Consider the following 21492-nt stretch of genomic DNA (forward strand, 5'->3'; position numbering starts at 1 on the left):
TAAGATGAATTTTGTATTATCTAGTTTATCAGAAGGTTTGTTGTGGTCGATTATGGCTATTGGGGTCTACTTGACTTTCCGGATTTTGGATATTGCGGATATGACAGCTGAGGGATCCTTTCCCTTGGGGGCGGCTGTCGTCGTATCTCAGATACAGGCAGGGACAAATCCTTGGATTGCGACCTTGCTAGCTTTGCTGGCAGGTATGGTAGCAGGTCTTGTATCAGGAATGCTCCACACCAAGATGAAAATCCCAGCGCTTTTGACAGGGATTGTGACCTTGACAGGGCTTTATTCAATTAATATTAAAATCATGGGTAGCGTGCCCAATCTTTCCTTGGGAGATTCTTCAACCGTCTTTAAACAATTGGCGAGTTTGGGTCTGACAAATGAAGAAGCTGTTTTCTCACTCAGCTTAGCCTGTCTCTTACTTGTTTGTTTAGTCTTGACTCTTTTGATGAAAACAGAGATTGGTTTGGTCTTGCGTTCGACTGGGGACAATATTCCGATGAGTGAGGCTAATGGGGTCAATGTCGACACTATGAAGATTGTTGGTTACATGATTTCAAACGGTTTGATTGCTCTATGTGGTTCCTTGTTCGCCCAAAATGATGGATTTTCAGATGTGACTTCTGGGACAGGAACCATTGTTGTTGGTTTGAGTGCAGTTATTATTGCGGAAGTTTTGATACACGACTTGACCATTGGAGGTCGCTTGTTATCCATCGGAATTGGTGCTATTGTTTACCGTTTGATTATTTTAAATATCTATGAAATTCCAAATCTAGATCAAAACCTGGTTCGTCTCTTTAATGCAATCTTGCTTGCCTTGGTTTTATTTGCACCAGAATTGCAAAAGAGACTAAAGATTCGTGGTTTGAAACTGAGAAATGAATAGGAGGAGAAAGTTATGGCAAGTTTATTAACACTTGAAAATATTCACAAGACATTTGAAACAGGGACGGTCAATGAGAATCATCTCCTCAAAGGATTAGATTTAGAAGTTGAAGAGGGAGATTTTATCTCTGTGATTGGTGGAAATGGAGCAGGGAAATCCACTTTGATGAATATCTTGGCTGGCAATCTATCTGTGGATGAAGGGGATCTTTTATTGGCAGGCAAATCCATTAAAAATCTGAGTGTCAGAAAGAGAGCCAAGGATATTGCCCGTGTTTTTCAAGATCCTAAGATGGGAACAGCTTCTCGTTTAACGATTGAGGAGAATATGGCTATTGCCTTGAGACGCGGGCAGAAGAGAGGGCTTGGTTGGGGAGTGAAGGAGAAGGATAGAATCCAGTTCCAAGAAGCCTTGAAAGAGTTGAATATTGGCCTTGAAAACCGCTTGAAAGTGGATACCCAATATCTCTCAGGAGGACAAAGACAGGCCTTGACCCTAGTCATGGCAGCTCTGGTGAAACCCAAACTTTTACTTTTGGATGAACATACTGCGGCACTTGACCCGAAAACGAGTCAAATGGTGATGGATTTGACGCAAAAAATTGTGGAACACCATCAGTTGACGACTTTGATGATTACCCACGATATGAACCATGCGATTGAGTACGGTAATCGTCTCATTATGCTCTATCAGGGTAAGATAGTGGTGGATGTCAAGGGAGAAGAGAAAAAGCATCTGACAGTTGAAGACCTCATGCATCTCTTCCAGAAAAATAGTGGCCAAAGTCTGGTCAGTGATGAATTAGTTTTGGGATAAAGAAAAATACCACACTTTGTTAGACACAAGGTGTGGTTGTATTTTATCTCTTAGACCAAGTTCTCTTCATAAAGAGAAGTAGGATTGGGTAAATCTCCAAGCGGCCTGCAATCATTGCAAAGGAGAGGAGGATTTTTGAGATAGGACTAAAGATTGAGAAGCTAGAAGTTGTTCCTAGAATAGGTCCGATATTATTGAAACAGCTAAAGACAGCGCTAGTCACAACCAGAAAATCATTGCTATCTAGGCTGACAATAAAGATAAGTGCTAGCAAAATCATAGCATAGATGACAAAGTACTTGAGAATCTTATGCTGGGTATCTTTGTCAATCACCGTTTTATTAACATGGAGGGTTAAAACACGGTGGGGCGATAGGATTGACAAAATTTGATTTTTAGCAATTTTTGAAAGGATAAGGCCTCGAATAACCTTTAGTCCACCTGCGGTTGAACCAGCAGAACCACCGATTCCCATGAGGAAGAGAAGGATAAACTGGGAGAAGAGGGGCCAGTTGGTAATGTCTCCGTAACCAAAACCAGTCGTTGTAATGATATTGGAAACCTGGAAGAAGGCCATTTCAAAACTCTTTGAAAATCCTGGATAGAGATAGAGGGTATTGAGGCTAATCAAGCCTGTAGAAAGCAGTACAATAACCAAGTAAGCTCGAAGTTCTTCATCTCCAAAGAAGGCCTTGACGCGACGGAGCATAAGGTAGTAGTAGAGATTGAAATTGACCCCAAAAACCAAAACTCCGATACTAACCAGATAGGTAATCAGTGAGCTACCATAGTGAGCAATCCCGTCGTTATAGACGGTAAATCCTCCGGTACCTGCTGTTCCCATGGCAATGACAAAACTATCAAATAGGGGCATGCCAGCTAGATAATAGATGATGACAAAGAGGGAGAAGAGAGCTAGATAAAGGAGATAGAGAATCTGGGCAGTGTTTTTTAGTTTGGATACTACTTTACCAAAAACAGGGCCAGGAACCTCAGCCTTCATCACTTCTAGGTGACTATTCTTGGCATTATCCATAATAGCAAGTGCAAAAACAAGCACTCCCATCCCTCCAATCAAGTGGGTAAAACTTCGCCAGAAGAGGAGGGAGCGGCCGAGAACTGAAACGTCATTCAGAATAGTTGCTCCAGTAGTTGTAAAGCCAGAACTGATTTCAAAAAAGGCATCGATAACGCTGGGAATTTGCCCAGCAAAGACAAAGGGGAGACCGCCAAAGAAAGACCAAAGAATCCAACAGAGGGAAACGATCAAGATTCCTTCCTTGGCATAAATCCGCTGATTTTTTGGCTTTTGTAAAATTCCTGAACCACCTAGTAATACGAGAAGCCCAATCGTTGTAAAGAGGGCTGTAAAGACTTGGCTCGATTCGTGGTAATAGACAGCTACAGCTACAGGAACCAAGAGGAGAACAGCTTCAATCAAAAGTAACTTTGAAAGGAGGTAACGAATCATACTTTTATTCATTTCTCACCTCGCGATCAAGTCATAAATCTTGGTGATGTTTGGCAACAAGGTTGTTACTAGGAGCTTGTCTCCGACTTCAAGCATATCCTCCCCTGTAGGGAAAATAGTCTTGCCCTTTCGAATGATGGCTGCAATAAGAACCCCTTTTTTCAATTTCAGTTGAGAAAGAGGTTTGGCAGTCATTTTATTGGCTTCCTTGATATGGAATTGGAGGGTTTCGATTTGGCCATTGGCTAGATGGTGCATGGCTTGAAGGTCTGAATACTGGGCATTAACCCGACCACGAATAAAGTGCATGATTGTATCTACAGCGATGCTTTTAGGTGTGATGATACTTGAAAAATCAGGCGCATTGATAATCTCGAGGAGACTGGTACGATTAACCTTAGTGATATTTTTTTGTACACCTACCCTGTCAAGGAACATAGAAGTAATCAGATTTTCCTCATCGACTCCTGTTAGAGTCGCAACGGCATCATAGTTTTGAGCACTTTCTTCCAGCAGGATATCTTTTGCGGTCCCATCTCCTTGAACGATGTAAAGATTTGGGAATTTCTCGCTAAAGAAGCTGGCGATCTCAGGATTGATTTCAATAACCTTGGTATCGATACGACTGTCTTTGAGAATACCTAGTAGATAATAGGCAATTCTACCTGCCCCAACGATGAGAAGGCTCTTCACGGCACGTGATTTAAAGTAATTATGGAAGAGCATCATATCAACACGGTTACCAGTGACAAAGATTCTATCTTTATCTTGTACAGTCATGTCACCACTTGGAATGATAATTTGATGATCCCTTTCTATCGCACAGACAATGACATTGCCAAATTTTTTCCGAAAATCAGAAATGGGCATTTGGCAAAGACCACTGGAGGATTTAACAGCGAATTCCATCAAGCTGACCCGTCCACCAAAGAAACGTTCGACAGAGAGGGCGTTGGGGAAGTCAATGATATTAGCAATAGCACGGGCAGCCAAGAGCTCAGGATTAACGATAAGAGAAAAACCGAGAATATTCTTTTCTTTGAAATAAGAGTTAGAATACTCAGGATTGCGCACCCGAACGATGGTCTCTTTAGCTCCCATTTTTTTGGCTAGAACGGCTGCAATCATGTTCACTTCATCGTATTCAGTCAGGGCGATAAAGATATCACAATCCTGGACACTGGCTTGCTCAAGGATGGTAAAATCGGCCCCGTTACCAAGGATACCCATGATATCAAAGCGATTGACAATATGATTGAGAACAGCTTCGTCTTGCTCAATCAGCAAAACATCATGCTTTTCTGCAACCAAGGAGCGACAGAGGGCAGAACCAACTTTTCCCCCTCCGACAAGGATAATTTTCATAATAAAACCTACTTCTTCATTATGTAACTATCATACCTTTTTTCAAGAAAAAATGCACCTACTAGCTAATCACCAGAGTTTTTAGTAGGAAATTTGCTATAAGGTAAAACTATACCCTAACCAATTGAAATAGCTATTAGCGACTTTCTCTGAAATATGGTATGATAAAGGATATACAAGGAGATAAAATGAATAATAATTTACTGGTATTACAATCAGACTTTGGTCTGGTTGATGGTGCGGTATCGGCTATGATTGGAGTGGCTTTAGAAGAATCTCCAACTTTAAAAATCCATCACTTGACGCACGATATCACACCTTATAATATTTTTGAGGGGAGCTACCGTCTCTTTCAGACGGTGGATTACTGGCCTGAGGGAACGACTTTTGTATCGGTTGTCGATCCAGGTGTCGGCTCGAAACGTAAGAGTGTGGTTGCCAAAACTGCAAAAAATCAATACATTGTCACGCCAGATAATGGGACTCTTTCTTTTATCAAGAAACACGTTGGTATTGTAGCCATTCGTGAAATTTCTGAGGTAGCTAATAGGCGTCAAAACACAGAGCATTCTTATACCTTCCACGGTCGTGATGTTTATGCTTATACTGGTGCTAAATTAGCCAGTGGTCACATTAGTTTTGAGGAAGTGGGGCCAGAGCTCAGTGTGGATCAGATTGTAGAGCTTCCAGTCGTAGAGACAATCATAGAAGATCATCTGGTGAAGGGAGCTATTGATATTCTGGATGTGCGTTTTGGTTCGCTTTGGACCTCTATCACGCGAGAAGAATTTTACAAGCTGGAACCAGCATTCGGTGACCGTTTTGAAGTGACTATCTATCACGCTGATATGCTGGTCTATCAAAATCAGGTTGTTTATGGCAAATCATTTGCAGATGTGAGAATTGGGCAACCCATCCTTTACATCAACTCTCTCTATCGTTTAGGTCTGGCTATCAACCAAGGTTCCTTTGCCAAGGCCTATAATGTGGGTGTCGGTTCATCTTGGACCATTGAAATAAAGAAAATAGAATCATAAAATAGGAGAATATAGATGAAAAATCAATCAATTAAACAAGTTGTTGCTATCGGTGTTGGAGCTGCGCTCTTTGTTGTCATCGGGATGATCAGTATTCCAACGCCTGTTCCAAATACAAGCATCCAGCTTCAGTATGCGGTACAGAGCCTCTTGTCTATTATTTTTGGCCCTCTAGTGGGACTACTTGTTGGTTTAATTGGGCATGCAGTGAAGGACTCTCTTGCTGGCTACGGTCTATGGTGGACTTGGATTATTGCTAGTGGTCTCTTTGGTCTAGCTGTAGGTCTCTTTAGAAAATACATTCGAGTAACACAGGGTGTTTTTGAGTTGAAGGATATTGTCTTCTTTAACCTCATTCAGATTGTTGCAAATGCTCTTGTTTGGGGTGTCTTGGCACCACTTGGAGATGTTGTGATTTATCAAGAAGCGGCAGAAAAAGTATTTGCCCAAGGGATTGTTGCGGGAATTGCAAATGCTGTAACTGTAGCTATCGCAGGTACCCTTCTCTTGCTAGCTTATTCACGTACGCAGACTCGTTCAGGAAGTTTGAAAAAGGATTAACATAAGAGAAAAGGCTGGACAACCAGTCTTTTTCGATGTTTATTGATTAGTTAGGCAAGCAAGCTATGATAGGACTCTTTTTGACGCTAAGATTTTACGAGAAGAGACTGCAAGAAGGGCTTGATTTATGATAAAATAGAAGTCTAAGAAGCGAATGAAGAGAGTAAGATGAAAGAAGCTATAATTGAGTGGAAGGATTTCTCTTTCCAGTATGAAACGCAACAAGAACCGACCTTGCAAGGAGTGGACTTGACTATTTATAAGGGAGAGAAAGTCTTAATTGTTGGCCCATCTGGATCAGGCAAGTCTACCTTGGGTCAGTGTTTGAATGGAATTATTCCCAATATTTACAAGGGTCAGATGTCTGGAGAATTTTTGATTAAGGGGCAAGCGGCCTTTGATATGAGTATCTATGATAAATCTCATCTAGTCAGCACAGTTTTGCAGGATACAGATGGGCAGTTTATCGGCCTGTCTGTGGCAGAGGATTTGGCTTTTGCTCTGGAAAATGACGTGACAGCTCTAGATGACATGAAAAGTCGTGTTCATAAATGGGCTGAAAAGCTGGACCTTATTTCTTTACTGAATCAGCGTCCCCAGGATTTGTCTGGTGGGCAAAAGCAGCGAGTCAGTCTGGCTGGTGTCTTGATTGATGAGAGTCCGATTCTCTTGTTTGATGAGCCACTCGCCAATCTGGATCCCAAGTCAGGTCAGGATATTATCGAATTGATTGATCAGATTCATAAGGAAGAGGGAACGACGACCCTTATTATTGAGCACCGTTTGGAGGATGTTCTGCATCGCCCTGTGGATCGGATTATCTTGATAAACGATGGCCGTATCCTTTTTAATGGGAGCCCTGATCAGTTACTGGCGACTGATTTATTGACACAAAATGGAATTCGAGAACCCCTTTATCTAACGACTCTCCGTCAATTGGGTGTGGATTTAGCCGCGGAAGAACAATTAGTAGATCTGGATAACTTGTCTATCTCAAAAGGTCAGGTTCAGTTGCAGAATGAACTGGCAAAAGAACCCCCAGAATTGCAGTCACTCTTTAGACTAGAGGACGTGTCTTTTTCTTATGATGATAGACCGATTTTAAAATCCATTCATTTAGACATTAAAAAGGGTGAAAAGATTGCTGTTGTCGGAAAAAATGGAGCTGGGAAATCAACCCTTGCTAAGGCCTTAAGTAGCTTTATTCAGACGGAAGGCTGCTATCTTTGGGCAGGACAGGATATAAAAGGAGATTCTGTTGCAGAGCGGGCGGAACGAGTAGGCTATGTGCTGCAAAATCCTAATCAAATGATTTCAACCAATATGATTTTTGATGAGGTGGCTCTGGGACTTCGTTTGCGAGGTGTGGACGAGCAGGAAATTGAAACGAGAGTCTATGAAACTTTGAAAATCTGTGGTCTCTATGAATTCCGTAATTGGCCTATTTCTGCCCTGTCATTTGGTCAGAAAAAACGTGTCACCATTGCTTCAATTTTGGTCTTAGGCGCTGAAATCATTCTCTTAGATGAGCCAACAGCAGGTCAAGACCAGAAGAACTATACTGAGATTATGGAATTTCTTGAAGAACTGCATCAACAAGGGCATACCATTGTCATGATTACCCATGATATGCAATTGATGCTGGATTATTCTGATCGTGCTCTTGTCATGGTGGATGGGGAATTGATTGCCGATACTAATCCAGCTAGTCTGTTGAGCAATCCTGAGCTGTTAGTAAAAGCCAACCTAAAAGAAACCTCTATCTTTAACTTGGCCAAGAAACTAGATGTGGATCCACTTGCTTTAACGGCATTTTACAAAGAAAGGAGAGAAGAATGCAAGCTAAATTAATTGGTTACCAGCATAGAGATACTGTGATTCATCGCTTGTCAGGAGCTGGTAAACTCCTCTTTTTCATTCTCGTATCATTGGCGGCCATGATTAGCTATGATACCAGACTGCTTGTTCTGATTGCCATCTTTTCGGTCTTTCTCCTCTATTTGTCAGAGATCCGTTTTAAAGATGTTTCCTTTGTAGCCGTTTTTGCGACGGTATTTGCCGTTTTAAACGTCTTGATGGTCTATCTCTTTTCTCCCGAGTATGGGGTTGGACTTTACGGAGAGAGAAGTGTGATTTGGCAGGGAATCGGTGCCTACACTCTGACCAGCCAAGAGCTCTTTTACCTGCTAAATCTTGCCATTAAGTACCTTTGCACCATTCCTCTGGCTATTATCTTTTTGATGACAACTCATCCTAGTCAGTTTGCTTCTAGTTTAAATCAAATTGGTGTGCCTTATAAGATTGCCTATTCTGTCAGTCTGACCTTGCGCTATATTCCAGATTTGCAGGAAGAATTCTTTACTATCAAGATGTCTCAGGAGGCGCGTGGGATGGAATTATCCAAGAAAGCTTCTCTTATGCAACGAATCAAAGGCAATCTGCGCATTATTACTCCCTTGATTTTTAGCTCGCTAGAACGGATTGATACCATCGCGACTGCCATGGAGCTTCGACGCTTTGGGAAAGAGAAAAAACGCACTTGGTATAGTTATCAGGCTTTAAAAAAAGGAGACTATCTTACCTTGCTCTTGGCAGCCTTATTTTTAGTAACTAGTTTACTACTTATCTTGCAGAATCAGGGACGATTTTACAACCCTTGGAAATAGCTTGAAAAAATTGAAAAAATCAAGTCGTTTCTATTGACAATGATTCTGAAAGTGTTATACTAAGAAAGTAGTTTCGCTGATTTACTTCAAACCTGTTGTGAGGTAAGTTAACGATGCCTTAACCACGCTGTTTGCTGAGCTTGACTCCGGGCAGTGTGGCTATTTTTTTGCAATGGTAAAAGGAAGCAAGTCATGACAAATCACATTGTATTATTTGAACCACAAATTCCACAAAATACAGGCAATATCGCGCGTACTTGCGCTGCAACCAATTCTCCCCTCCACATCATCAAGCCTATGGGCTTTCCTATCGATGACCGCAAGATGAAGCGAGCTGGTTTGGATTATTGGGATAAGCTAGAGATTTATTTTTACGAGAGTTTAGAGGATTTCACGTCTCAGATGAAGGGAAAACTCTATCTGATTTCTAAATTCGCTGAGAAAGTGTATTCTGATGTGGATTTATCGACTAACGAAGACCATTATTTTCTATTTGGACGTGAAGACAAGGGCTTGCCTGAGGACTTTATGCGAGAACATCCTGAGAAAGCTCTCCGTATTCCTATGAATGATGAACATGTCCGCAGTCTCAATGTGTCTAATACCGTCTGCATGATTGTCTATGAGGCTCTCCGCCAGCAGAACTTTGCAGGTCTTGAGCTTGTTCATACCTATGAAGTGGATAAATTGAAATAAAAAATGAAAATGAAAATGAACAAAATGCTTGCGCTTGCAAGCGTTTTTTGTTATGATAAAAGAGTCTTCAGGGCAGGGTGAAATTCCCGACCGGCGGTAAATTTGACTAGCTATTTTAGCTTTCTCGTCGTTGTCTTGTCTCGATATACTTTAAGTATTATCTTTGACTGCGACGCCTAGATAAATCTAAAATATCTTAGCCAAATAAGTCCGCGAGCGCAAGCTGATGTGGTGAGATTCCACAACCGACAGTATAGTCTGGATGGGAGAAGACGAAAGAATAGCTTTGTCTGTTCTGATAGATTTATAGTCTAATTGTAACCGCTTGCTTGGATTTCTTTAATAGAGTGAGAGGGAACTTTTTGGGATATAAAAAGTGAGAATAGATAGAGGAATCCTTTCTAACTTCTTCTGATTTTATAGAAAATTGGAGGAACCTGTTATGACAAACACACGTCGACTTTCGACCATTGCGATTTTATCAGCCATCTCATTTGTGCTGATGTACTTTGACTTTCCGCTTTTACCAGCGGCGTCCTTCCTCAAGATCGAATTTAGTATCTTGCCAGTCCTTGTGGGCTTGGTGGTCATGGATTTGCCTGCTGCTCTAGGAGTTCTCTTGCTTCGCTCACTCTTGAAATTGCTTCTTAACAGCCAGGGAGTGAATACTTACATTGGTTTGCCGATGAATATCGTAGCTTTGGGAGTTTTTGTCATCGTATTTGCTTTGATTTGGAAAAAGGAACGGACAACCCTTCGTTTCCTACTAGGCTCTCTAGCTGGGACTATTGGTTTAACCGTGGCTATGTTGGTTCTCAACTATGTTTACGCTGTTCCTCTGTACGCTAAGTTTGCTAACTTTGATATTGGAAAAATTTTGGGACTTTCCAACTACCTAATGACCATGGTATTACCTTTTAACTTGATTGAAGGTGTAATCTTTTCCGTTTCATTCTGGTTGTTGTATGTTCTCTTGAAACCAACCTTAAAACATTATGAAAGATAAACAAACATTTTTGATGAAGGGCAGTTTTGCCCTTTTACTTTTCGTTATTCTTGGCTACATGGTCAAATTTTATCCTGAAATGTTGGTCAATTTTGACCAATCGATTCAGTCTGCCATTCGAGGAGATTTACCAGATTACTTGACTCTTCTGTTCAAGGCCATCACACGTCTGATTGATATCCCAGTGATTATCACTTGGGTTGTCATTACAGCTTTTGTCTTTTATCGTAAGCGGTGGAAGATAGAAAGTTTCTTCATGCTGGGAAATCTGTCTTTGGCGGGTCTTTTAATCGTGACCTTTAAAAATATCTACCAGCGCCCACGACCAGCTATTTTACACTTGGTTGAGGAGAAGGGATTTTCCTTTCCAAGCGGCCATTCTCTGGCTGTAACCTTGATGGTCGGTTCTCTGATTGTCATTCTCAGTCAACGGATTAAAAATCCAGTCTGGAGAAAAATCGTGCAAATCGTTCTAGGACTCTACCTGGTCAGTGTGTTGGTATCAAGGGTCTATCTGGGAGTTCATTATCCATCAGACGTTCTTGCCAGTCTCTGTGTGGGCTTGGGAGTCCTGTTTATCGAGTTTCCCTTCTATGATAAGCTCCGCTTCCAATGGCGATTTAAAGGCAAGCAGAAGTGAGATAGGTCTTGCAAGAATGGTAAAAATCTGATAAACTATGTAGTAATTGAATAGAAATCCGCAAGACTAGTAGCCCAAGGGAAGTATATCAGGGAGGAGAGCCATGACTGCAAGCTCTCTATATGAAAGCTGGGTGAATTCACTTGCGCATGGATTTAGAAATGAAGGTCTGACTTGTCAGATAAAAACGGATGGTACCGCGTGTCAACGCTCCGAGTGGAGTTTTTGGCATGTGGTTTTCTTTTTATCTACGAGCGACTGATGGAGGAATTATGTCAACTATTGAAGAACAATTAAAAGCGCTTCGCGAAGAAACGCTGGCTAGCTTGAAGCAGATTTCTGCTGAAAATAAAAAAGAGATGCAAGATTTGCGTGTTTCTGTCCTTGGTAAAAAGGGTTCGCTTACTGAAATCCTCAAAGGGATGAAAGATGTCTCTGCTGAGATGCGTCCAATTATCGGGAAACACGTTAATGAAGCTCGTGATGTCTTGACAGCTGCTTTTGAAGAAACAGCTAAACTCTTGGAAGAAAAGAAAGTCGCAGCTCAACTGGCTAGCGAGAGCATCGATGTGACACTTCCAGGTCGTCCAGTTGCGACTGGTCACCGCCACATTTTGACACAAACCAGTGAAGAAATCGAAGATATCTTCATCGGTATGGGTTACCAAGTTGTGGATGGATTTGAAGTGGAGCAAGACTACTATAACTTTGAACGTATGAACCTTCCAAAAGATCACCCAGCACGTGATATGCAGGATACTTTCTATATCACTGAAGAAATCTTACTCCGTACTCACACGTCTCCAGTTCAGGCTCGTGCCATGGATGCCCATGATTTTTCAAAAGGTCCTTTGAAGATGATCTCACCAGGACGTGTCTTCCGTCGTGATACGGATGATGCGACCCATAGTCACCAGTTTCACCAAATCGAAGGCTTGGTTGTTGGGAAAAATATCTCTATGGCTGATCTTCAAGGAACCCTTCAGTTGATTGTGCAAAAAATGTTCGGTGAAGAGCGTCAAATTCGTTTGCGCCCATCTTACTTCCCATTCACAGAGCCATCTGTTGAGGTGGATGTTTCTTGCTTCAAGTGTGGTGGAGAAGGCTGTAACGTATGTAAGAAAACAGGTTGGATCGAAATTATGGGTGCCGGTATGGTTCACCCACGTGTCCTTGAAATGAGTGGTATCGATGCGACTGTTTACTCTGGATTTGCCTTTGGTCTTGGACAAGAGCGTGTAGCTATGCTCCGTTATGGAATCAACGATATCCGTGGATTCTACCAAGGAGATGTCCGCTTCTCAGAACAGTTTAAATAAGATTGAAACCTGAAACACAGTCCTAGTCAGCTACTCTTGACGAGAAATGGTGAGGACTGACTCGAAGAAAAAGAAAGGAATTGAAAAGGTCTTACTTGGTGGGACCTTACAATCAGAATTATGCTTGTATCTTATAAATGGTTAAAAGAATTGGTGGACATTGATGTGCCATCACAAGAGTTGGCTGAAAAAATGTCAACCACAGGGATCGAGGTAGAAGGTGTGGAATCTCCGGCCGCCGGTCTCTCAAAAATTGTCGTCGGTGAGGTCTTGTCTTGCGAAGATGTGCCAGAAACTCACCTTCATGTTTGTCAGGTTAACGTTGGCGAAGAAGAAGCCCGTCAAATCGTCTGTGGTGCACCGAATGTGCGTGCTGGTATCAAGGTCATGGTGGCTCTTCCAGGAGCTCGCATCGCTGACAATTACAAGATCAAAAAAGGGAAAATCCGTGGCTTGGAGTCACTTGGGATGATCTGTTCACTTGGTGAATTGGGCATTTCTGACTCAGTTGTGCCTAAGGAATTCGCAGATGGCATTCAAATTTTGCCAGAAAATGCCGTTCCAGGTGAGGAAGTATTCTCATATCTAGATTTAGATGATGAAATCATCGAACTGTCTATCACACCAAACCGTGCAGACGCTCTTTCTATGCGTGGAGTAGCTCACGAAGTGGCAGCTATCTATGACAAGGCAGTCAACTTTAAAGAATTTACTCTTTCAGAAACTGACCAAGCTGCAGCAGATGCTCTTTCTGTCAGCATTGAGACAGACAAGGCGCCTTACTATGCAGCTCGTATCTTGGACAATGTGACTATCGCACCAAGTCCACAATGGTTGCAAAATCTTCTTATGAATGAAGGTATTCGTCCAATCAATAACGTAGTGGACGTGACCAACTATATCCTGATTTACTTTGGTCAACCTATGCATGCCTTTGACTTGGATACCTTTGAAGGGACTGACATCCGTGTGCGTGAAGCGCGTGCTGGTGAAAAATTGGTGACCTTGGACGGTGAAGAACGTGAGTTGGACGTGAATGACCTAGTCATCACTGTGGCTGACAAACCAGTGGCTCTTGCAGGTGTTATGGGTGGTCAAGCAACAGAAATCTCTGAAAAATCTAGTCGTGTTGTCCTTGAAGCCGCTGTTTTCAATGGCAAATCTATCCGCAAGACTAGTGGTCGCCTCAACCTTCGTTCTGAGTCATCTTCTCGCTTTGAAAAAGGGATCAATGTGGCAACTGTTAACGAAGCTCTTGATGCGGCAGCTAGCATGATTGCAGAGCTTGCAGGTGCGACTGTGCGTAAGGGTATCGTTTCAGCGGGTGAACTTGATACCTCTGATGTGGAAGTTTCTTCAACTCTTGCTGATGTTAATCGTGTCCTTGGTACGGAGCTTTCATATGCTGATGTCGAAGATGTCTTCCGTCGTCTTGGCTTTGGCCTTTCTGGCAATGCAGATAGCTTTACAGTTAGCGTCCCACGTCGTCGCTGGGATATCACTATCGAGGCAGACCTCTTCGAAGAAATCGCTCGTATCTATGGTTATGACCGCTTGCCAACTAGCCTACCAAAAGACGATGGTACAGCTGGTGAATTGACTGCGACACAAAAACTCCGCCGTCAAGTTCGTACCATTGCTGAAGGGGCAGGTTTGACAGAAATCATCACCTACGCTCTGACAACTCCTGAAAAAGCAGTTGAGTTCACAGCTCAACCAAGTAACCTTACTGAACTCATGTGGCCAATGACCGTGGACCGTTCTGTTCTCCGTCAAAATATGATTTCAGGTATCCTAGATACGGTGGCTTATAACGTAGCTCGTAAGAACAAAAACTTGGCCCTTTACGAGATTGGAAAAGTCTTTGAGCAAACTGGTAATCCAAAAGAAGAACTTCCAAATGAGATTAACAGCTTTGCCTTTGCCTTGACAGGCTTGGCTGCTGAAAAAGATTTCCAAACAGCAGCCGTTCCAGTTGATTTCTTCTACGCTAAAGGAATCCTTGAAGCCCTCTTTGCTCGTTTGGGACTAGAAGTGACCTATACAGCTACAGCTGAAATTGCTAGCCTCCACCCAGGTCGTACAGCCGTGATTTCACTAGGTGACCAAGTTCTTGGTTTCCTTGGTCAAGTGCATCCAGTCGCTGCTAAGGCTTACGATATTCCAGAAACGTATGTAGCTGAGCTCAACCTTTCAGCCATCGAAGCTGCCCTTCAACCAGCTGCTCCATTTGTGGAAATCACCAAATTCCCAGCAGTCAGCCGTGACGTGGCTCTACTCCTCAAGGCAGAAGTCACTCACCAAGAAGTTGTGGACGCTATCCAAGCTGCCGGCGTGAAACGTTTGACAGATATCAAACTCTTTGACGTCTTCTCAGGTGAAAAATTGGGACTTGGTATGAAGTCAATGGCTTATAGCTTGACCTTCCAAAATCCAGAAGATAGCTTGACGGACGAAGAAGTCGCACGCTACATGGAAAAAATCCAAGCATCGCTTGAAGAAAAAGTCAATGCAGAAGTGCGTTAACTTATCAATCCATCCTTCGGGGTGGATTTTTGCTTTTCAAATAACAATTCAGGATCAAAAATAGACAGCTGAGGAACAGAGAAGATAAATTGGAGTTTACCAGTGTATAATGTACTCATAACTCAAAGTACCCTAAGATTTTTTACTAAAATGAGGATGATAAAAATGGACGGAAATCATTGTAAAGGCTATCAAAAAGGAGTATAATGAGTGCAAGACATTTCGGAGGTGAAAGATGCTAGAAGTAAGAAGTCTAGAGAAAAGTTTTGGACCCAAGCAAGTTTTGTTTGGTATTGACTTTCAAGCGCGACCAGGTCGTATTTTGGGACTAGTCGGGAAAAATGGTGCTGGGAAGACAACAATTTTCCACAGTATTTTGAAGTTTTTAGAATATCAAGGAGAAATCAGTCTAGATGGTCAGGGTATTCGTCAAGAGACCTACGCTCGGATTGGCTATCTGCCTGAAGAACGCAGTCTCATGCCTAAATTGACAGTCCTTGAACAAGTTCGTTACTTGGCGACTCTAAAAGGTATGGATGCTAAGGAAATCAAGGAAAAACTCCCTCAATGGATGAAGAGGTTGGAAGTGAAAGGAAAGCTGACAGATAAAATCAAGAGTCTGTCAAAAGGAAATCAACAGAAGATTCAGCTCATCATTACTCTGATTCATGAGCCAGATTTGATTATCCTGGATGAGCCTTTCAGTGGATTGGACCCAGTCAATACAGAATTGCTCAAGCAAGTCATTTTTCAAGAAAAAGAACGTGGGGCAACCATTATCTTTTCTGACCATGTTATGACTAATGTCGAGGAACTTTGTGATGATATTCTCATGATTCGAGATGGTCGTGTGGTCTTGCATGGACCAGTTCAGGATGTCCGCAATCAATACGGGAAAACGCGTCTCTTTGTTTCAAGTGAACGAAGCAAGGAAGAATTGGAAAATCTTCCTCATGTCAAACAGGTGAGCTTGACCAAACAAGGCAGTTGGAAATTGATCTTAGAGGATGAGAGCGCTGGAAGGGAACTCTTCCCAATCTTGACTCAGGGGCAATACATCGCAACCTTTGACCAGCAAGCGCCAACAATTGATGAAATCTTTAAACTAGAATCAGGGGTGGAAGTATGAGAAATATGTGGGTTGTAATGAAGGAAACCTATCTTCGACATGTCAAATCGTGGAGTTTCTTCTTTATGGTGATTTCGCCGTTCCTCTTTTTAGCCTTATCTGTAGGAATTGGCTATCTCCAAGGGTCTTCTATGGCCAAGAATAGTAAGATAGCAGTAGTAACAACTGTGCCATCTGTGGAAGATGGGCTCAAGGGTACCAATGGTATCAACTTTGATTATAAGGATGAAGCCAGTGCCCAAGCTGCTATCAAAGATGAGAAAATCAAGGGTTACTTAACCATTGACCAAGAGAACAGCGTCCTCAAGGCCGTCTATCATGGTGAAACTTCTCTTGAAACAGGCATCAAGCTAGCAGTAACCAATAAGCTCAACGAACTGCAATACCAACTCAATCGCTCGGCGGCTAATTTGTCTCAAGAACAGGAAAAACGCCTGAGTCAAACTGTTGATTTTACTGAGAAGATTGATGAATCTAAGGAAAACAAAAAAATTGTTCAAACCATTGCGGCCGCAGGGCTTGGTTTCTTCCTTTATATGATTTTGATTACCTATGCTAGTGTCACTGCTCAGGAAGTAGCTAGCGAGAAAGGAACCAAAATCATGGAGGTGGTCTTCTCTAGTATCCGAGCTAGTCATTATTTCTACGCTCGCATGCTGGCTCTGCTTCTTGTGATTTTGACCCATATTGGCATTTACGTCGTGGGTGGAATTGCTGCCATTCTTCTCTTTAAAGACCTACCAATCTTGGCACAATCTGGTATTTTAAACCATATAGGAGAGGCTTTCTCGCTCAACACCTTATTGTTTGTCTTGGTTAGCCTCTTTATGTACGTTGTTTTAGCAGCCTTCTTAGGATCTATGGTTTCTCGCCCTGAGGATGCAGGAAAAGCCTTGTCGCCATTGATGATCTTGATTATAGGTGGTTTTTTTGGAGTGACAGCTCTAGGTGCAGCTGGTGACAATCTCATCTTGAAGATTGGTTCATATATTCCCTTTATTTCGACCTTCTTCATGCCATTTAGAGCTATTAATGGATATGCAAATGGGTTAGAAGCTTGGATTTCGCTTGCTATTACGATTGCTTTTGCAGTAACGGCAACAGTCTTTATCGGACGTATGTATGCTAGTCTCGTTCTGCAAACAGATGATTTAGGTCCTTGGAAAACCTTTAAACGTGCCTTATCTTATAAATAGAAGAGCCTCGCGAAAGCGAGGTTTTTTAGAGATAAAAAGAGTGGAATTCAGAAAAATATTTTTCATATCTATTGACTTTTAGGGGTGAAATTTGGTATTATAGTAGGCGGTATTGTTTACCCCATTTGAAAGGCCCCGGAACCTTCCAAATACTTTTCGATGGGAAGGAACACCCATCACCGTAAACAAAAATCGAACTATATATAGGAGAAATCATGAACAAAACAACATTTATGGCTAAACCAGGCCAAGTTGAACGTAAATGGTACGTAGTTGACGCAACTGATGTACCACTTGGACGTCTTTCTGCAGTAGTTGCTAGCGTACTTCGCGGAAAAAACAAACCAACATTTACACCACACACTGATACAGGTGATTTTGTGATTGTTATCAATGCTGAAAAAGTTAAATTGACTGGTAAAAAAGCAACTGATAAAATCTACTACACTCACTCAAACCACCCAGGTGGATTGAAACAAATCTCTGCAGGTGAACTTCGTTCTAAAAATGCAGTACGTTTGATCGAGAAATCAGTTAAAGGTATGCTTCCACACAATACTCTTGGACGCGCTCAAGGTATGAAGTTGAAAGTATTTGTTGGAGCTGAGCACACTCACGCTGCACAACAACCAGAAGTTCTTGATATTTCAGGACTTATCTAAGGAAAGGAACAATAAAGTATGTCACAAGCACAATATGCAGGTACTGGACGTCGTAAAAACGCTGTTGCACGCGTTCGCCTTGTTCCAGGAACTGGTAAAATCACTGTTAACAAAAAAGATGTTGAAGAGTACATCCCACACGCTGACCTTCGTCTTGTAATCAACCAACCATTCGCAGTTACTTCAACTGCAGGTTCATACGACGTTTTCGTTAACGTTGTAGGTGGTGGATACGCTGGTCAATCAGGAGCTATCCGTCACGGTATCGCTCGTGCCCTTCTTCAAGTAGACCCAGACTTCCGCGATTCATTGAAACGCGCAGGACTTCTTACACGTGACTCACGTAAAGTTGAACGTAAGAAACCAGGTCTTAAGAAAGCTCGTAAAGCATCACAATTTAGTAAACGTTAATTCGAAAGAATTACTATACTTACAAAGAGCACCTTTCGGGGTGTTCTTTTTGTACTTTCTTACTAAATTGGTGCAATTGACACAGTTGTTGCGACTTTAGTCGCTTGCAAATGTGGCTGCAACCGGACAAGTCAGTTGTCTTAAAACGTTAATCAATACTATACTATCAACGTTTCAAATCACTCGAAAGTTTACCTTATTGTTTCTTTTTATATTCTTAAGAAATCAAAAGCAACATAAGTCGTCAACTCTTTATTATAAAAACATTAATTAGCATTCTAGTATTATCTTCAGTCTAAAATCAGTATTTTGAGTTGTACGAAATCAGTTTTTGAATTTTGTCTTGTCTTACTTCATTTTCCCCTGAAGTTAAGTTTTTACTCAGAATCATTAGTTAAAAAGGAAAAAGAACTAGTTTTATATTTGGATTTGAAGTTTATAAAATTTTTAAAAGCTACAGAGAAACATGGTATAATGTAACTAAAGGAGGTAGCATATGTCCTTAGATATAGATAAAGAAAAGATGACAATCATGGGAGTAGCTTTTGAAAACCGATCTGTTTTTAAGAGTGTTTGGTATGCTTTAAGTACAAATATGATTGAAGGATGGCGACCTACGGTTAGCGATGTTGAAACATTGAGAGATGAAGCTCTTGCTCTGGGGATAACTCTTTAATAACATCTTGATTTGTTAAAAGATATTTTGTCCACTACATTTTTTCAATTGAGTATTATTTGTCATAGATAGAACATTGCATTCAGAATAACGAAAAACGCATCAAAATTGGTGCGTTCTGTTTTTATGCTCTCATAAAAGGAGGGAAACAAATTGAAAATTTTTAAGGGAGAGTTTTATCGCATCTCTGTATTAACAGACAAGCTAGTAAGGTTAGAATACTCTAAAACTGGCAGTTTTGAGGATAGAACGACACAACTTATTTATAATAGAGATTTTGGCCAAATTTCGTTAGATTATATCGAGACATCAAACGTACTAGATATTATGACGGACTATTTTCATTTGCACTTTAATAAAGGAGAATTTAACGCCGAAAATTTATTTATAGAATTAAAAGGAAATTTTGCCGTATATGGTAGTCGCTGGTATTTTGGTGAATCTATTGAAACGTTAAAAGGAACAGCTCGGACTCTGGATGAGGCAGATGGAGCAATCCCATTAGAAGATGGAATTATTAGTCGAAGTGGTATTGCCTTATTGGATGATTCTCAAGGATTTATTTGGGATGAACAGTCTGGTTATATTGAGAGAGAAAATCAAATTGACCTGTATTTCTTTGCCTATGGGCATGATTATAGAGGAGCAATCAGAGACTTTTACCATTTGACTGGCTCAACACCTTTGTTACCAAGATATGCTTTAGGTAATTGGTGGAGTAGGTATTGGCCTTATACGTCGGATGAATATTTGAATTTAATAGATAGATTTAAAACAGAGAAAATTCCATTATCTATCGGCGTTTTAGATATGGATTGGCATATAACTGACATTCCAGCCCGTTTTGGAAGTGGCTGGACAGGATATAGCTGGAATAAAAACTTAATACCTAATCCAGAACAGTTATTGCAAGAACTTCATGATAGGAAGTTAAAACTCTCCTTAAATGTCCATCCTGCTGATGGTATACGGGCTTATGAAGAAGCTTATCCTCGAGTCGCCAAACGATTGGGGTTAAATGTAGAACTAGAAGAACCTGCCATTTTTGATTTTTTTAATCCCTCTTTTAGAGAAGCCTACTTTAAAGATGTTCATTATGAGCTAGAAAAGCAGGGAGTAGATTTTTGGTGGATTGACTGGCAACAAGGGACACAAGGTATGCTAGATCCACTATGGCTTTTAAACCATTATCACTATCAGGATAGTTGTAAAAATGCAGAAGGTGGTTTGATTTTATCAAGATATGTAGGTCCTGGTAGTCACCGCTACCCTGTTGGTTTTTCAGGGGATACTATTATTAGTTGGAATTCCTTAAGATTTCAACCTTATTTTACAGCGACAGCATCTAATATCGGTTATAGTTGGTGGAGTCATGATATCGGTGGACACATGCTGGGGGATTATGACGAGGAGCTACAAACTAGATGGCTACAGTTTGGTATTTTTAGTCCGATAACTCGATTACATAGTTCTAGAAGTCCCTTTAATAGTAAGGAACCTTGGTTTTTTTCAGAAACAACATCTAAGATTATGAAGAAATACCTTCGTTTGAGACATCAGATGATCCCCTATCTATACACTATGAATGTAAAGACACACGAGGAAGGTGCCCCATTAATCAGCCCAATGTATTATTTCTATCCAGAGAATGATGAGAGTTATAATGTTCCAAATCAATACTTTTTTGGAACAGAACTGATGGTGGCTCCCGTTGTAGAAAAGATGGATTTGGCATTCCAATCTGCAAAAGTGGATGTATGGTTCCCTGAAGGTGAATGGTATGACTTCTTTTCAGAGAAAAAATATACAGGTGGTGTGAAGTTAAGTGTTTATCGAGACATTTCGATGATACCTGTGTTTGCAAAAAGTGGTGCAATCATTCCCTTGGTTGGTTCTGAGATAGATATGGGTGTTGATTTACCTGAAGTTGTAGATTGGTATGTATTCCCAGGCAAACAACATTCTTTTGAAATGATTGAAGATCAAAATGGTCAAAGATATAAAACAAGATTATCAATCGATTGGGAAATGGGAATGGTAGAGTTGGCATTACAAGGAGATTCTAGTATCGTTCCAAGTAATAGAAAGCATAGAATTCATTTTAAAGGAACGAATGTGTCTATGATTGAATTGCCAAATAAGAATGATACAGCTAGATTTGAATGGAAAGATAATAAAAGGCTATCCCTAAATGATGAAGTTTTTAGACTACTAAAGACGGCTTCTCTTCCATATGAATTAAAAGATAGATTATTAAATCAATTCATCAATGCGAAAAATTCTCATGAGTTAATGAATATCTTGCATCATCAGGATAAGGAATTGAGAGGGCGTTTGTTGGAAAAGATATTTACTAGCGAAAACTAATTGAGAAATTTCGTACACAATTTCTATTATTTAATGTGTAACAGTTTTAC

19 protein-coding genes and 1 riboswitch are annotated in these 21492 nt (G+C 41.1%); of the genes, 17 read left to right on the top strand and 2 right to left on the bottom strand.

Annotation, left to right across the window (positions count from 1 at the left end; all coding sequences use genetic code 11):
- Nucleotides 1-4 precede the first annotated feature (4 nt).
- The gene (locus D7D54_RS07600; RefSeq protein WP_120719149.1) at nt 5-898 is read left to right on the top strand and encodes an ABC transporter permease; all 894 of its coding nucleotides are present in this window, start codon (nt 5-7) and stop codon (nt 896-898) included.
- Nucleotides 899-910: 12 nt separating this feature from the next.
- Entirely contained in the window at nt 911-1714 is an 804-nt protein-coding gene (locus tag D7D54_RS07605) for an ABC transporter ATP-binding protein (RefSeq protein WP_020902010.1), read from the top strand.
- Between the two features lie 43 nt (nt 1715-1757).
- On the opposite strand, the gene D7D54_RS07610 is transcribed toward D7D54_RS07605, so the two are convergent.
- Both D7D54_RS07610 and trkA read right to left on the bottom strand, forming a co-directional pair.
- Nucleotides 1758-3197 carry a TrkH family potassium uptake protein gene (locus D7D54_RS07610; protein WP_120719150.1) on the bottom strand — a complete coding sequence of 480 codons (1440 nt, stop codon included), beginning with the start codon at nt 3195-3197 and terminating at the stop codon, nt 1758-1760.
- A 3-nt stretch (nt 3198-3200) separates the two neighbouring features.
- On the bottom strand, nt 3201-4550 hold the full coding sequence (gene trkA / locus D7D54_RS07615; RefSeq protein WP_033681270.1) for a Trk system potassium transporter TrkA: 1350 nt from the start codon (nt 4548-4550) through the stop codon (nt 3201-3203).
- Nucleotides 4551-4738: 188 nt separating this feature from the next.
- Here trkA and D7D54_RS07620 point away from each other — a divergent pair, with 188 nt between their 5' ends.
- The 15 genes from D7D54_RS07620 to D7D54_RS07690 all read left to right on the top strand — a co-directional run bounded on the left by D7D54_RS07620 (nt 4739) and on the right by D7D54_RS07690 (nt 21442).
- Nucleotides 4739-5587, top strand: coding sequence for an SAM hydrolase/SAM-dependent halogenase family protein (locus D7D54_RS07620; protein WP_001063590.1), 849 nt, complete (start codon nt 4739-4741; stop codon nt 5585-5587).
- 15 nt (nt 5588-5602) lie between these two features.
- Nucleotides 5603-6148: an ECF-type riboflavin transporter substrate-binding protein gene (locus tag D7D54_RS07625; protein ID WP_033689391.1), complete on the top strand. Its 546-nt coding sequence runs from the start codon at nt 5603-5605 to the stop codon at nt 6146-6148.
- Between the two features lie 168 nt (nt 6149-6316).
- The gene (locus D7D54_RS07630) at nt 6317-7999 is read left to right on the top strand and encodes an ABC transporter ATP-binding protein (RefSeq protein ID WP_120719151.1); all 1683 of its coding nucleotides are present in this window, start codon (nt 6317-6319) and stop codon (nt 7997-7999) included.
- Complete coding sequence (locus D7D54_RS07635; protein WP_100104741.1) at nt 7984-8814, top strand: energy-coupling factor transporter transmembrane component T family protein; 831 nt, start codon at nt 7984-7986, stop codon at nt 8812-8814. Before D7D54_RS07630 ends, D7D54_RS07635 begins: the two co-directional genes overlap by 16 nt.
- Nucleotides 8815-9006: 192 nt before the next feature.
- A complete protein-coding gene (locus tag D7D54_RS07640; RefSeq protein WP_120719152.1) occupies nt 9007-9510 on the top strand; it encodes a tRNA (cytidine(34)-2'-O)-methyltransferase in 504 nt (167 codons plus the stop codon).
- Nucleotides 9511-9569: 59 nt separating this feature from the next.
- A riboswitch (FMN riboswitch) is annotated at nt 9570-9788 on the top strand.
- 164 nt (nt 9789-9952) lie between these two features.
- On the top strand, nt 9953-10516 hold the full coding sequence (locus tag D7D54_RS07645) for an ECF transporter S component (protein WP_000185834.1): 564 nt from the start codon (nt 9953-9955) through the stop codon (nt 10514-10516).
- Nucleotides 10506-11156: a phosphatase PAP2 family protein gene (locus tag D7D54_RS07650; protein WP_120719153.1), complete on the top strand. Its 651-nt coding sequence runs from the start codon at nt 10506-10508 to the stop codon at nt 11154-11156. Before D7D54_RS07645 ends, D7D54_RS07650 begins: the two co-directional genes overlap by 11 nt.
- A gap of 272 nt (nt 11157-11428) precedes the next feature.
- On the top strand, nt 11429-12475 hold the full coding sequence (pheS, locus tag D7D54_RS07655) for a phenylalanine--tRNA ligase subunit alpha (RefSeq protein ID WP_049486684.1): 1047 nt from the start codon (nt 11429-11431) through the stop codon (nt 12473-12475).
- Nucleotides 12476-12595: 120 nt separating this feature from the next.
- Complete coding sequence (gene pheT / locus D7D54_RS07660; protein ID WP_120719154.1) at nt 12596-15001, top strand: phenylalanine--tRNA ligase subunit beta; 2406 nt, start codon at nt 12596-12598, stop codon at nt 14999-15001.
- 235 nt (nt 15002-15236) lie between these two features.
- A complete protein-coding gene (locus D7D54_RS07665) occupies nt 15237-16130 on the top strand; it encodes an ABC transporter ATP-binding protein (protein WP_120719155.1) in 894 nt (297 codons plus the stop codon).
- Nucleotides 16127-17326, top strand: a complete 1200-nt coding sequence (locus tag D7D54_RS07670) for an ABC transporter permease (protein WP_020902021.1) — start codon at nt 16127-16129, stop codon at nt 17324-17326. The genes D7D54_RS07665 and D7D54_RS07670 overlap by 4 nt, the downstream gene beginning before the upstream one ends.
- A gap of 215 nt (nt 17327-17541) precedes the next feature.
- Nucleotides 17542-17988 (top strand): 50S ribosomal protein L13, encoded by a 447-nt coding sequence (gene rplM / locus D7D54_RS07675; protein WP_001044624.1) that lies wholly within the window; start codon nt 17542-17544, stop codon nt 17986-17988.
- An 18-nt stretch (nt 17989-18006) separates the two neighbouring features.
- The gene (rpsI, locus tag D7D54_RS07680) at nt 18007-18399 is read left to right on the top strand and encodes a 30S ribosomal protein S9 (RefSeq protein WP_000075964.1); all 393 of its coding nucleotides are present in this window, start codon (nt 18007-18009) and stop codon (nt 18397-18399) included.
- A 496-nt stretch (nt 18400-18895) separates the two neighbouring features.
- The gene (locus D7D54_RS07685; RefSeq protein WP_020902028.1) at nt 18896-19075 is read left to right on the top strand and encodes a hypothetical protein; all 180 of its coding nucleotides are present in this window, start codon (nt 18896-18898) and stop codon (nt 19073-19075) included.
- 153 nt (nt 19076-19228) lie between these two features.
- On the top strand, nt 19229-21442 hold the full coding sequence (locus D7D54_RS07690) for a glycoside hydrolase family 31 protein (RefSeq protein WP_120719156.1): 2214 nt from the start codon (nt 19229-19231) through the stop codon (nt 21440-21442).
- Nucleotides 21443-21492 lie beyond the last annotated feature (50 nt).

This window comes from Streptococcus chosunensis, assembly GCF_003626515.1.
Taxonomy (GTDB): Bacteria; Bacillota; Bacilli; order Lactobacillales; family Streptococcaceae; genus Streptococcus; species Streptococcus chosunensis.

What these genes read in the sequence shown, in the direction of transcription:
- D7D54_RS07685 (WP_020902028.1), top strand. Translation starts at nt 18,896, where the DNA reads ATGTCCTTAGATATAGATAAAGAAAAGATGACAATCATGGGAGTAGCT.
- D7D54_RS07625 (WP_033689391.1), top strand. Translation starts at nt 5,603, where the DNA reads ATGAAAAATCAATCAATTAAACAAGTTGTTGCTATCGGTGTTGGAGCT.
- D7D54_RS07630 (WP_120719151.1), top strand. Translation starts at nt 6,317, where the DNA reads ATGAAAGAAGCTATAATTGAGTGGAAGGATTTCTCTTTCCAGTATGAA.
- trkA (WP_033681270.1), bottom strand. Translation starts at nt 4,550, where the DNA reads ATGAAAATTATCCTTGTCGGAGGGGGAAAAGTTGGTTCTGCCCTCTGT.
- D7D54_RS07620 (WP_001063590.1), top strand. Translation starts at nt 4,739, where the DNA reads ATGAATAATAATTTACTGGTATTACAATCAGACTTTGGTCTGGTTGAT.
- pheS (WP_049486684.1), top strand. Translation starts at nt 11,429, where the DNA reads ATGTCAACTATTGAAGAACAATTAAAAGCGCTTCGCGAAGAAACGCTG.
- D7D54_RS07650 (WP_120719153.1), top strand. Translation starts at nt 10,506, where the DNA reads ATGAAAGATAAACAAACATTTTTGATGAAGGGCAGTTTTGCCCTTTTA.
- D7D54_RS07610 (WP_120719150.1), bottom strand. Translation starts at nt 3,197, where the DNA reads ATGAATAAAAGTATGATTCGTTACCTCCTTTCAAAGTTACTTTTGATT.
- rplM (WP_001044624.1), top strand. Translation starts at nt 17,542, where the DNA reads ATGAACAAAACAACATTTATGGCTAAACCAGGCCAAGTTGAACGTAAA.
- rpsI (WP_000075964.1), top strand. Translation starts at nt 18,007, where the DNA reads ATGTCACAAGCACAATATGCAGGTACTGGACGTCGTAAAAACGCTGTT.
- D7D54_RS07645 (WP_000185834.1), top strand. Translation starts at nt 9,953, where the DNA reads ATGACAAACACACGTCGACTTTCGACCATTGCGATTTTATCAGCCATC.
- D7D54_RS07635 (WP_100104741.1), top strand. Translation starts at nt 7,984, where the DNA reads ATGCAAGCTAAATTAATTGGTTACCAGCATAGAGATACTGTGATTCAT.
- D7D54_RS07670 (WP_020902021.1), top strand. Translation starts at nt 16,127, where the DNA reads ATGAGAAATATGTGGGTTGTAATGAAGGAAACCTATCTTCGACATGTC.
- D7D54_RS07605 (WP_020902010.1), top strand. Translation starts at nt 911, where the DNA reads ATGGCAAGTTTATTAACACTTGAAAATATTCACAAGACATTTGAAACA.
- D7D54_RS07600 (WP_120719149.1), top strand. Translation starts at nt 5, where the DNA reads ATGAATTTTGTATTATCTAGTTTATCAGAAGGTTTGTTGTGGTCGATT.
- pheT (WP_120719154.1), top strand. Translation starts at nt 12,596, where the DNA reads ATGCTTGTATCTTATAAATGGTTAAAAGAATTGGTGGACATTGATGTG.
- D7D54_RS07640 (WP_120719152.1), top strand. Translation starts at nt 9,007, where the DNA reads ATGACAAATCACATTGTATTATTTGAACCACAAATTCCACAAAATACA.
- D7D54_RS07665 (WP_120719155.1), top strand. Translation starts at nt 15,237, where the DNA reads ATGCTAGAAGTAAGAAGTCTAGAGAAAAGTTTTGGACCCAAGCAAGTT.